This is a genomic window from Prevotella melaninogenica (assembly GCF_018128065.1).
GTDB lineage: Bacteria > Bacteroidota > Bacteroidia > Bacteroidales > Bacteroidaceae > Prevotella.
Map to the genome: position 1 here is coordinate 885,776 of NZ_CP072360.1, position 11,745 is coordinate 897,520.

The 11,745-nt window shown below is 42.0% G+C and carries 9 protein-coding genes; all 9 read left to right on the forward strand.

Annotation, left to right across the window (positions count from 1 at the left end; all coding sequences use genetic code 11):
- The first annotated feature begins 89 nt into the window (after window positions 1–89).
- Entirely contained in the window at window positions 90–902 is an 813-nt protein-coding gene (locus J5A56_RS09390; RefSeq protein ID WP_036919892.1) for a gliding motility protein GldB, read from the forward strand.
- Between the two features lie 502 nt (window positions 903–1,404).
- On the forward strand, window positions 1,405–1,662 hold the full coding sequence (locus J5A56_RS13535) for a hypothetical protein (protein ID WP_021671950.1): 258 nt from the start codon (window positions 1,405–1,407) through the stop codon (window positions 1,660–1,662).
- A gap of 111 nt (window positions 1,663–1,773) precedes the next feature.
- On the forward strand, window positions 1,774–2,115 hold the full coding sequence (locus J5A56_RS13540; RefSeq protein WP_021671951.1) for a carboxypeptidase-like regulatory domain-containing protein: 342 nt from the start codon (window positions 1,774–1,776) through the stop codon (window positions 2,113–2,115).
- Window positions 2,116–2,119: 4 nt separating this feature from the next.
- The gene (locus tag J5A56_RS09400) at window positions 2,120–2,854 is read left to right on the forward strand and encodes a carboxypeptidase-like regulatory domain-containing protein (RefSeq protein WP_211815592.1); all 735 of its coding nucleotides are present in this window, start codon (window positions 2,120–2,122) and stop codon (window positions 2,852–2,854) included.
- Between the two features lie 11 nt (window positions 2,855–2,865).
- Entirely contained in the window at window positions 2,866–3,573 is a 708-nt protein-coding gene (locus tag J5A56_RS09405; protein ID WP_211815593.1) for a carboxypeptidase-like regulatory domain-containing protein, read from the forward strand.
- An 11-nt stretch (window positions 3,574–3,584) separates the two neighbouring features.
- Window positions 3,585–4,289: a carboxypeptidase-like regulatory domain-containing protein gene (locus J5A56_RS09410; RefSeq protein ID WP_021671953.1), complete on the forward strand. Its 705-nt coding sequence runs from the start codon at window positions 3,585–3,587 to the stop codon at window positions 4,287–4,289.
- The gene (locus tag J5A56_RS09415; protein ID WP_021671954.1) at window positions 4,274–4,894 is read left to right on the forward strand and encodes a radical SAM protein; all 621 of its coding nucleotides are present in this window, start codon (window positions 4,274–4,276) and stop codon (window positions 4,892–4,894) included. Before J5A56_RS09410 ends, J5A56_RS09415 begins: the two co-directional genes overlap by 16 nt.
- Before the next feature lie 88 nt (window positions 4,895–4,982).
- Window positions 4,983–10,529 (forward strand): alpha-2-macroglobulin family protein, encoded by a 5,547-nt coding sequence (locus tag J5A56_RS09420; RefSeq protein WP_021671955.1) that lies wholly within the window; start codon window positions 4,983–4,985, stop codon window positions 10,527–10,529.
- 146 nt (window positions 10,530–10,675) lie between these two features.
- Window positions 10,676–11,674 carry a 4-hydroxy-3-methylbut-2-enyl diphosphate reductase gene (locus J5A56_RS09425; protein WP_021671956.1) on the forward strand — a complete coding sequence of 333 codons (999 nt, stop codon included), beginning with the start codon at window positions 10,676–10,678 and terminating at the stop codon, window positions 11,672–11,674.
- The last annotated feature ends 71 nt before the right edge of the window (window positions 11,675–11,745 follow it).

Here is an 11,745-nt window from a genome sequence, read left to right on the forward strand (position 1 = left end):
TATTTTAATATTTTTAGAAGAACGCTTGCATTTTAAAATACATTTTATTAATTTTGCATTTAATACCCAAATATTGTAAGAAATAGCCAGTGAGATATCTCTATAGTATATTGTTTGTTGTACTGTTTACCTGCGTAGGCTGTCAGTTCAAACTTTCATCTGCTGACTCGAATGATAATTCGATGTTATTAGAGATAGATCGCTATGACCGTTTGGAATATCGTTACTTGACAACGGGTGATTTCTCTGCCCTTCAGCAGATGAATACAGAGTATCCGATTGAAACGCGTACACTGATAGAGGATGTCGTGAAGATTGGTGAGATAACCGACCCTGATATCAATACAAAGTTCTTGAAGTTCTATCAAGACACGACTTTGCAGTCTGTTATTGCAGCGGTAGAGTCTGAGTATGCCAATACAGAGGATCTTGATCATCAGTTTAGCAATGCTTTCAGACGACTAAAGCAGGTGCTTCCTGAGATAGCTATTCCAAGAGTCTATGCGCAAATTTCAGCTTTAGACCAGAGTGTCGTGGTGGGCAATGGTACGATAGGTATCTCACTTGACAAGTACCTTGGTCCTAATTATCCTTTGTATGCGAAGTTCTATTCGCCAACACAACGTAAGCAAATGTCACGTGATTACATCCTTCCAGATTGTATGACATTCTATCTGATGAGTATCTTCCCTTTACAACATTTTGAATCGCGCCCGCAGTTGGAGCGTGACCTTCAGATAGGCAAGATACAATGGATTGTCAATCAGGTAATGACAAAGCGAACCTATCACAGTCGGTATGAGGAGGCTGTAGACAACTATATGAAGAAGAACCCTAAGACTACTTACGAGGAACTGCTTCGTATGACAGACTTTTCTAAGTTTAAAGTTATGGAAAGTTAGAGAATACTACTTGACAGTAGAGAAAAGACAACACTATCCCCTCTCAGGACCAACGGCAATGACCGTATGAAAGGTTTTGTAGAGGGGATAATTGTATCTAATAGGTTATAGCATTTTATCTCCAATGGTCTTTTTAAGGCTAAATCATTTTTACCTAAGCAATATATTATAAGGTAATAAGCCCTCAGCACGAATGGTGCTAACCCTCCGCACCACATGTGCGGAGCATCAACACGAGGTTAGAATAGGGCTGGTGAACTTTGTAACTATCATTTTATTTGTGGCAAGAAATAAATAGCAGATATACAAGGGATGTTTTAAGTAAGCGGTGTAAATATGTTGTCATCTGTTGATAAGCTAATATTTTTTATGTGCATTTTATTGTGAACGTTTAAATTTATCGTCACGTAATAACAAAAATGTCAGTTTGTTTTTGTTTATCTTCTTTTTTTTATATTTTTGTAGCAAAATCTTTTATTTACTAACGCTTAAATAATTATTTATGGACAAGAGTAGAGCTATTTGTAAGGTCTTGAAGGATGTCCGTCAGAAGATTGCAAATGAGAATGGAATAAGCTATCATCCTGAAGAGTGCCACCATAAGGGTGAATGTACAGGTACGTGCCCTGGTTGTGAGAAGGAAATCCGTTACCTTGAAGAACAACTAAAGAATAAGCAGCATAGTGGTTTTGGCTTGAAGGTGGCTGGCATCGCTGCTGGCGTCTGTGTGACCGTATTGCCAATGATGGCTATGGTATAGCCTGAGGAAAAGATTAATCCTGAACAGAAAACTCCGGTTGTAAAGGAGGATAGTGTAAAAGTAGTAGACCTGACCAATGGGAACCCTGATGCTGTTCTATTACGTGGTCAGGTGCTTGATGCAAAGACAAAGGAGACTATTATTGGAGCCGTTGTTATGTTGAAAGGGTCAATGCCACCAAATGGATTGGGGACATGTACCAATCAGGATGGGTGGTATGCAGTAAAAGCTCTACCAACCGACACCTTAGATGCAAACTTTGTAGGCTATCATAAGTCGTTTTTGACGGTTAAAGAACTGTTAGCGACAAAGGATAAGACGATTTATCTTGAGGAGGATACTACCTATAAGCATGTTATTTTCACCGTTGGAGGCATAGAAGGAACAACAGGAAAGTATCGTCCTAAGAAAGGACCTAAGTCGCATAAGGAAAAGAAGTGTAATAAGAAATAAAGTTATGACGAAAGGAAAGAGTACTTGTAAGCTACTGAAGGATATTCGGCAGCAGATAGCGGATGCGAACGGTATCAGCTATCAGCCTAAAGAGTGTCACCACAAGGGGGATTGTGCAGGTACTTGTCCTGCTTGTGAGGAAGAAATACGTTATCTTGAACGTGAGTTGAAAGCACGTAAGGGTAATGGCTTCGGTATGAAGGTAGCTGGTATCGCTGCAGGTATTTGTGCTACGGTTATGCCGATGACTGCTGCTGCGCAAGGTGTTAAGCCCGATAGTACTTCTAATCTTCCTGTGCGTACAGCCAAGAATGATTCTGTAAAGATTGTAGACTGCTCAAATGGTAATGCAGCTGCTGTGGTTGTACGTGGAATGGTAATAGACGGTGATGATAAGGAACCTTTGATAGGTGCTTCTGTTTTAATAGAGGGCACAAACAAGGGTGTGGCAACAAATATTGATGGACTTTTTGCATTGAAGTTACCATCAGACACTTCGTTGGCTATTTCATATATCGGATACAAGACCAAGAAGGTTCTTGTAAGCTCTCTTTTGCATTCTGATGATAATGTTATAGTGCTTGAGGAAGATAGAGATGCAATGTTAGATGGCATTGTAACAATTGCTACACCACCTACCTGTAAAGGTGAAAATAAAGGTAATAAAGATGACCAGAGTGGTCGTAGAACTGATAAGCCTAAGTCGCATAAGGAGAAGAATAAAAAGAAGTATAAGTAAAGATTAGTATTATGGCAAAAGGGAAGAGTACTTGTAAGCTACTGAAGGATATTCGGCAGCAGATAGCGGATGCGAACGGTATCAGTTATCAGCCTAAAGAGTGTCACCACAAGGGGGATTGTGCAGGTACTTGTCCTGCTTGTGAGGAAGAAATACGTTATCTTGAACGTGAATTAAGAGCACGTAAGGGTAATGGCTTCGGTATGAAGGTAGCTGGTATCGCTGCAGGTATTTGTGCTACGGTAATGCCAATGACTGCTGCTGCGCAAAATGTTAAGCCCGATAGTACTTCTAATCTTCCTGTGCGTACAGCCAAGAAAGATTCTGTAAAGGTAGTAGACCTTTCTGAAGGTTGTGCATCACCTGTAGTTGTACGTGGAATGGTCATTGGTAGTGATGATAAAGAACCATTGATAGGAGCTTTTATCTTAATAGAGGGAACAAACAAGGGTGTGGCAACAAATATAGATGGTTTGTTTGCTTTGAAGTTACCACCAGATACTTCGTTGGTTATTTCATTCATTGGTTACAAGCAGAAAACGGTTAGTGTAAGTTCTCTTTTGCGTTCAGATGATAATGTTATTGTACTGGAAGCCTATGATGTGTCGGTGATAGTAGGAGGAATTGGATCTGTTTTACCAAACTACGATGATGTGTATGGTCATAGGACTTATAAGCCGAAGTCGCATAAGGAGAAGAATAAAAAGAAGTGTAAGTAAAGATTAGCATTATGACAAAAGGAAAAAGTACTTGTAAGCTATTGAAGGATATTCGGCAGCAGATAGCGGATGCGAATGGTATCAGTTATCAGCCTAAAGAGTGTCATCACAAGGGGGATTGTGCGGGTACTTGTCCTGCTTGTGAGGCGGAGATACGCTATTTAGAGGCACAGTTACGAGAACGGAAACGCAAGGGGTGGGGCATGAAAGTGGCTGGCTTGGCAGCTGGACTTTGTGTTGCAACTGTTCCGCTTACATCATGTCAGAATACTCCAAAGGACTGTAATGTTGAGAATAAAGCTCAGGATTCTATAGATATGCCAGTTATGGGCGAGAAGGTAGTTATACCCAAAGCACTCACAACAGATTTGAAGAACGCTATCGTTATTAGTGGGCAAGTGTTGGATGCTTCTACAGGTAAGGCTGCTTCTGAAGTTAATGTTATGATATTAGGAGGTAAGAAGAGACTATCTTTGGGCGAAGATGGAAGGTTTGCATTGCAGGTTAATCGCAGTGACACCCTTGTGTTTTCATCTTATGGGTTTGAGGATAAGGTGATCGCTGTGGAGTCTGTTCGTAATCCTAATGATATGGTTGTCCGTTTAGAACCCTCTCTTGCCTTAGTCGGGGACGTAGAAGATATCAGCTATTTAGAGAAAGAGTTATCCGACAGCACAGCACCGCAATCACATAAAGAGAAATGCAATCAGAAGTAACAGCACCGTTTATCGCCATTAATCGGCACAGACTCACTACTGATGGAGAAGGCGTAACAACATTGGTTGCCTTTCATGGTTGTCCGCTTCATTGCCAGTACTGCTTAAACGCTCAGTGCTTGCAGGCTGATGGTGTATGGTGCAGGCTGACGCCCGGTGAGTTGTATAGTGAGGTGGAGATAGACGACCTTTACTTTGTGGCAACGGGTGGCGGTATCTGTTTTGGCGGTGGTGAACCCCTTTTACGTTCAGACTTCATTAAAGCCTTTGCCGAGATAATGAATCCCGAATGGAAGTTGACAATAGAGACATCGCTCAACGTACCGCTTGAGAATGTCAAAGCTATTGCCTCGTTGGTGCAGATGTGGTATGTAGATATAAAGGACATGAACCCTGATATCTACAAAGCGTATGGATGTAAAGAGAATAAGCAGGTAGTTAGTAATCTTCAATGGTTAGCAGCGAACGGATATGCTGATAAGGTAATTATCCGTCTACCCTTGATACCTGAATATAATACAGATGAAGACCGTCAGCGAAGCCAACAACAGTTGGAAGATATGGGCTTTACAAACTTTGATAAGTTTAATTATATTGTGCGGTAGTAGCATTCATCTTATACAATATACATAGCTCATCTTTCGTTTTTTACTTTAAAAGCATTATCTTTGCAATTAATAAAAGAAAGAGAGTATGAAAAAGTCACTTGTCATTTTATCAATTATATTTTTGTTGTTGCCTATCACAGTAACAGCACAGAGTTTTGATGCTTTGTGGCAACAAGTAAATCAAGCTGAGCAAAAGGACTTACCAAAGACACAAATCAGTTTGTTGCAGAAGATTGAACAGAAAGCACAGAAAGAGAAAGCCTATGGGCAAATCTTGGCAGCAAGTCTGTTAGCATCAAGGTTACAGACAGAGATTGCACCCGACTCTGCTGAGGTAGAGTTAAATCGATTGAAGGCAAAGGCAAAGATGGTAGAAGGTAAGGATGAAGTCTTGTCGGCTGTCTACAACTGTATCTTGGGTGTGATAGGACGGAATGAAGAAAGTGGAAATGCTGACGAATACTTCAAGAAGGCACTTGCTAACCCTTCTCTACTGGCAAGTCAGAAAGCAGCCGACTTTAAGCCTTTGATAAAGATAGGTAAAAACGATGATATCTTTAAGGGTGACCTACTGCATGTTATTGGTATGCAGGTGGGTAACTACGACAAATTACATAGCTATTATAAAAGCGTTGGAAACCGTGAGGCTGCTTGTTACACGGCATTGATGGGAATAAAGGAAGAGAAAGAGAGTATTCCAAAGCTCGACTCACTCATGCAGGCGTATAGCGACTTACCGATATGTGGAGAAGTTGCGTTGAAGCGTTATGCTTGTATGGGAGAAGATACTCCGGTTGAGGAAAAGATAGCTTATATTGATAATGCACTTGTCCGTTGGGCATCATGGAATAGAATCATATCATTGCGTAATGCTCGTGCAGAACTGACAAGACCGATGTTTGAAGTGAGTTTCGATAAGCGTAATGTTAGTTCAACGGAGAAGAATAACTGGGTTAAGCTGAATACGCGCAATGTATCGGATGTAATCGTAACGGTTACGCGTACGAAACTATCAGGTAATCATTCTCTCAGTCTTGGAGATAAAGGCGACATGGCTAAGTTGAAGGCAAGTCTGTTGCCTGCTACAACGCAGACGATAACCCGTACTTTCACTGGTCATAAGGATTATGAAGAGGTGAAAGACTCTTTCTTAATGCCTACATTACCTTTGGGTGTTTACCTCATTAAGGTAGAGACGCCTAAAAAGAATTTTACACCAGAATATGCTTTCTACTATGTTAGTGACCTCTATGTAATGAGCGAACTACAGCCAAAGAAGAAAGCACGGTATGTTGTTGTCAATGTTGTGGATGGTCAACCAGTAGCAAATGCAACGGTTCAGGCTACCTATCCAAATTATAATGATAAACCTTCTATCGTCAAGAAACTGGTTACGAACAAGAATGGAGAGGTTGTTTTTGACTCGGAAAGAACTACCCCTGACATCTATGTCTTTACGAATAAGGATAAAGCCTTTGAAGAAACTCAACTGGAGGGGTCGTATGATTACGACAAGGTGAACTATGACAAGATGGTAACTCAGGTCTTCACGGATAGAGGTATCTATCGTCCTGGACAGACGGTGCATGCATCTGTCATCGCTTATCAGAACACAAAGCAAGACTATAAGACTAAGGCTGCAGGCGGTCAGACCTTCGATATGGTTTTGAAAGATGCCAATTATAAGGAGATAGGACGTAAGTCAGTAACCACCGACCGTTTCGGTACTGCTGCAGCAGACTTTAATCTTCCAACAAGTGGACTGACTGGTAGTTTCTCTATTTATGCTGATTTTGGAACAAAAGGATCTAAGCGTTTCCAAGTAGATGAGTATAAGCGTCCAACGTTTGATGTAAACTTTGACGAGTATAAGGAGAAGTATGCTGTCGGTGATTCTATCAAGTTGATTGGTCGTGCCAAGAGTTTTGCTGGTGTACCTGTACAAGGTGCAAAGGTGCATTATGTCGTTACACGTAATATAAGCTATTGGTGTCGCTTCTATGAAGGGAGTGAGGAAGTGAATGAACAAGATGTTGTCACAGATGACAAGGGAGAGTTTGTTGTTACCGTGCCTTTTGTCTTATCTGACAAAGCCAAGAAAGAACTGAAGTCTGGTAAGGGTTATCGTTCACTTTTCTATAACTTTAGAGTTGAGGCTTCGGTGACTGATGCCGCAGGTGAGACACATGACGGTTTTACTTCATTGCCATTAGGAACAAAGGAGGCAAGTCTTTCTTGCAATATTCCTGAGAAGAATCTGCGTGACAGTCTTAAAACGATTAAGTTTAATTATCTGAACGCTGCAGGATCTCCTGTTGATGGCACTGTGAAGTATGTAATTGTGCCACAGCAGAAGGATAAGAATAATTATGTTTATAGCGATTACAAGTCCGCAAAGGCAAATGAGAATGTTGCTATAAAGGGTTTGACTTCTGGTGCTTATCGTCTACATGCTATTTGCGGAACAGATACGATAGATGAGGACTTTGTCGTCTTCTCTTTTGATGATAAGCGTCCAGCTATTGAGACACATGACTGGTTCTATCTGAGTGGAAACCAATTCCCTCGCGATGGTGGTCCTATCTATATGCAGGTGGGTTCAAGTGATGAGAATCAGTATGTTGTTTATTCTATCTTCTCAGGTAATAAAGTGATTGAAACAGGTTCTTTCAATCAAAGCAATAGTATACAGACACGCAAGTTTGTCTATAAGGAAGAGTATGGTGATGAGATATTTCTTAATTATGCTTGGGTAAAGAATGGCGTTCTATATGCTCATTCAGAGAGGATTATGCGTCCGTTACCAGATAAGAGCTTAATTGTGAAATGGAAGACCTTCCGTAATAAACTTATCCCGGGTCAGCAGGAGGAATGGACAGTAACCATTAATCGTCCTGATGGCAAGACTGCCAATGCTCAACTGATGGCAACGCTTTATGACAAGAGTCTTGATCAGTTCTTGTCTAATTCATGGAACTTGGGCAACTTCTTCTCGCTTAACTATACATCTGTTAATTGGGAGAGTCCTGACTATTCTGGTTTGGGTCTTTCATGGGAAGCTAATATCAAACCTTTTGATGTAGACTGGTTGTCTTTCTCGAGATTTGATAGTCGCTTCTTAGAAGATTATGATACGCCAGATGCTTATATTTATTCAGTAACATCAGACCGAATGGTAAGCATGACACGTACCGTTAAGACAATGGCTTTTGCAAAGGAATCTTCTATGAATGAGGTCGTTAAGGTTGGCTTCGGATCTACAAAGAAAACGGAAGTGAAATTTACTGCTCCTGTTGTTAAGAAAGATGAAGAGATAAAACAAGAGAAGGACGAACCGAAGAATGTAAAGCCTTCTATGCGTGAGAATCTCAATGAGACTGCCTTCTTCTATCCACAGTTGCAGACGGATGGAAAGGGTAATGTAAGTATTAAGTTTACGCTTCCAGAGAGCCTTACTACTTGGCGTTTCATGGGATTGGCACACGATGAGGATATGAACAATGGTTTCCTTTCAGATGATATCATTGCTCAGAAGACATTGATGGTGCAACCTAATATGCCTCGCTTCGTCCGTATGGGTGATGAGGCAATGGTGTCTACTCGTTTGTTCAACCAGTCTGAGAAGGATATCAATGCTAAGGCAAAGGTTGAAATCCTTGACCCTGCAACTGAGAAGGTGCTCTTTGCAGACAGTAAAGCTGTTGTCTTGAAAGCGCAGGGTAGTGGCTCAGCAGCTTATAGCTTAGCTTCATTGTTGGCGAAGAATGCCAATAAGCTTACAGCTGACCAGTCCTTACTTGTTGTTCGCTTCACGGTTGAGGGCGATGGTTTCTCTGATGGTGAGCAACATTACCTCTCAGTACTTCAGAATAAGGAGTATGTAACAAACACCTATCCATTCACACAGAATGATGCTGGGGTGAAGACGATTAATGTTGGTAAGCTTTTCCCAAAGAAGAGTACGGATCAGAAGCTGACAGTAGAGTACACCAATAACCCTAATTGGCTGATGATTCAGGCATTGCCTTATGTGGCAGATGCAAATGAAAAGAATGCAATCAGTCTTGTTTCGGCTTATTATGCAAATAGTTTGGGTAAGCAGATCATGAGTACTTCCCCAGCAATTAAGCAGACTATTGAGCAATGGAAGAAGGAAACAGGTAAGGAAACCTCTATGATGTCGGCTTTGGAGAAGAATCAAGAACTCAAGTCTTTGACACTTGACGAGACTCCTTGGGTGATGGATGCTAAGAATGAAACCGAACAGAAACAGCAACTCGTGCGTTTCTTCGATGAGAATCAGTTGCAGAACAAGTTGACATCAACATTCTCAAGTCTAAAGAAACTGCAAAACTCTGATGGTTCGTTCTCTTGGTGGCCAGGAATGAAGGGAAGTCTTTATATGACTGTTGCGGTGACGAAGACACTTGTTCGTTTGCAAAACCTTACAAGTCCTAACCCAGAGGTTACGAAGATGATTAACGCTTCTTTCCGATTTATGGATAAGATGGTGGCAAAGTGTGTGGCTGAGATGAAGCGTGATGAGAAGAGGTATAATACGATACTCTTCCCATCTGATGACCTTTGTGATTATCTTTACACCAATGCTTTGTTCTATCATGACCGAGCTACAAATGACATAAAGTATCTCATTGATCGCTTGGCTAAGAAGCCTACGGACTTAACCATCTATGGCAAAGCGAATACGGCAGTAATTCTTCAGCAGTATGGTAAGATTGAGAAGGCACGTGAATATCTCCAGAGTATTAAGGAATATACAGTTTATACAGAGGAGATGGGACGTTACTTTGATTCTAAAAACGCTTATTATAGCTGGCGTGATTATAAGATTCCAACAGAGGTGGCTGCTATTGAGGCAATAAAGACAATTACTCCTACTGATAGTAAGACTCTTGTTGAAATGCAGCGTTGGCTCTTGCAGGAGAAGCGTACGCAGGCTTGGGATACACCATTGAACTCGGTGAATGCTATTTGGGCATTTATGAATAATGGCAACTGGTTGATGCAGAATGGAGAGCATGCTACGTTGATGCTTGATAATAAGCCATTGCAAACAACACAGCCTACGGCAGGATTGGGTTATGTGAAAGCTACGCAGTCTGTTGATTTCCAATCGACTGAGAATCATGATTTAGTTATCAGCAAGGCAAGCACTGGCACAAGTTGGGGCGCTGTCTATGCGCAGTTCTTCCAGACATCAACAGATATCTCCGATGCTTCATCTGGCTTGAAGATTAAGCGCGAGGTAATGGTTGATAGTGTGCTGTTGAAGAGAGGTAAGAACCTTAAAGTTGGTGATAAGGTGCGTATCCGTTTGACGATCATTGCCGACCGTGATTACGACTTTGTGCAGGTTGTTGACAAGCGTGCTGCCTGCCTTGAGCCTGTTAGTCCGTTGAGTGGTTATCGTTGGGGATATTACATTGCTCCAAAGGATTACACGACTAATTACTACTTCGACCAGATGGCAAAGGGTAAGCATGTCGTTGAGACAGAATATTATATTGACCGAGCAGGTGTTTATCAGACAGGAACCTGCACTGCGCAATGTGCATACGCACCTGAATATAGTGGACATACAGGTGCAGATGTTATTCAAGTAGACGAGTAGATAAGTTTACAAGTAGACAAGTTATTCAGGTTTACGAGTTAATAAGTTTATGAGTTAACAAGTTAACAAGTTATCGATAGCGTTGTGGAGTAGGGGTGTTACCTGAACTCCTCTAACTTCCCAACTCCTTAACTCCTTAAAAAGAAATGCTTCAGATAGAGATAGATAATGGTAGTGGCTTTTGCTTCGGTGTGACCACTGCTATTAAGAAAGCCGAAGAAGAATTGGCAAAGGGTACCAAGCTCTATTGCTTAGGTGACATCGTACACAACAGTATGGAGGTGGAACGCCTTACGAAGAAAGGACTCATTACCATCAACCACGAGCAGATGCGCACGTTGCACAACGTGAAAGTACTGCTGCGTGCCCACGGTGAACCCCCCGAGACCTACGAACTGGCGAAGCGCAACAACATTGAGATTATTGATGCCACATGCCCCGTTGTGCTTGCCTTGCAGCGTCGTATCAAGACACAATACGAGAAAGAGCGACAACCCTCATATCTCATCTCCTCAATGAGCGACACCCCTCTCCGAGAGCCTTCCAAGCTAAGGTCCGTAGCGCAAGACAGCGCCGCCGTATCACTCCCCCCAGCAGTAGGCGAGGGGCAGGCACCGAGCGAAAGCTCCTCCATCGTCATCTTTGGCAAGAACGGTCACGCAGAGGTGTTAGGACTTGTTGGTCAGACCCATAGCCACGCCATCGTCATAGAGAAGTTTGAAGATGTGAAAGCCTTAGATTTCAATCATGACATCTACCTTTACTCGCAGACGACGAAGAGCTTAGACGAGTTCCATAAGATCATTGACTACATCCAAAGTCACATCTCACCCCATGCCAAGTTCCAGAGCTTCGATACAATCTGTCGCCAGGTAGCCAACCGAATGCCCAACATCTCAACCTTTGCTGCCCGTCACGACCTAATCCTCTTTGTTGCTGGTCGAAAGAGTTCCAACGGCAAGGTTCTCTTTCACGAATGTTTGAGTGTAAACCCAAATTCCCATCAGGTTGAGAGTGCGGATGAAATCGATATGAGTTGGTTTGATGGTGTCGAGACTGTCGGAATCTGTGGGGCTACGAGTACGCCAAAATGGCTAATGGAAGAGTGTCGTGACGAGATACTTCGCCATCAGCGAAACCCATAAGCATCCAAAGATAGATGTCTTTAGTTGATATAGCATTATTGCTACCTTTGTCCCTAAAAAGATGTTTGCAC

What these genes read in the sequence shown, in the direction of transcription:
- J5A56_RS13535 (WP_021671950.1), top strand. Translation starts at nt 1,405, where the DNA reads ATGGACAAGAGTAGAGCTATTTGTAAGGTCTTGAAGGATGTCCGTCAG.
- J5A56_RS09400 (WP_211815592.1), top strand. Translation starts at nt 2,120, where the DNA reads ATGACGAAAGGAAAGAGTACTTGTAAGCTACTGAAGGATATTCGGCAG.
- J5A56_RS09405 (WP_211815593.1), top strand. Translation starts at nt 2,866, where the DNA reads ATGGCAAAAGGGAAGAGTACTTGTAAGCTACTGAAGGATATTCGGCAG.
- J5A56_RS09410 (WP_021671953.1), top strand. Translation starts at nt 3,585, where the DNA reads ATGACAAAAGGAAAAAGTACTTGTAAGCTATTGAAGGATATTCGGCAG.
- J5A56_RS09415 (WP_021671954.1), top strand. Translation starts at nt 4,274, where the DNA reads ATGCAATCAGAAGTAACAGCACCGTTTATCGCCATTAATCGGCACAGA.
- J5A56_RS09420 (WP_021671955.1), top strand. Translation starts at nt 4,983, where the DNA reads ATGAAAAAGTCACTTGTCATTTTATCAATTATATTTTTGTTGTTGCCT.
- J5A56_RS09425 (WP_021671956.1), top strand. Translation starts at nt 10,676, where the DNA reads ATGCTTCAGATAGAGATAGATAATGGTAGTGGCTTTTGCTTCGGTGTG.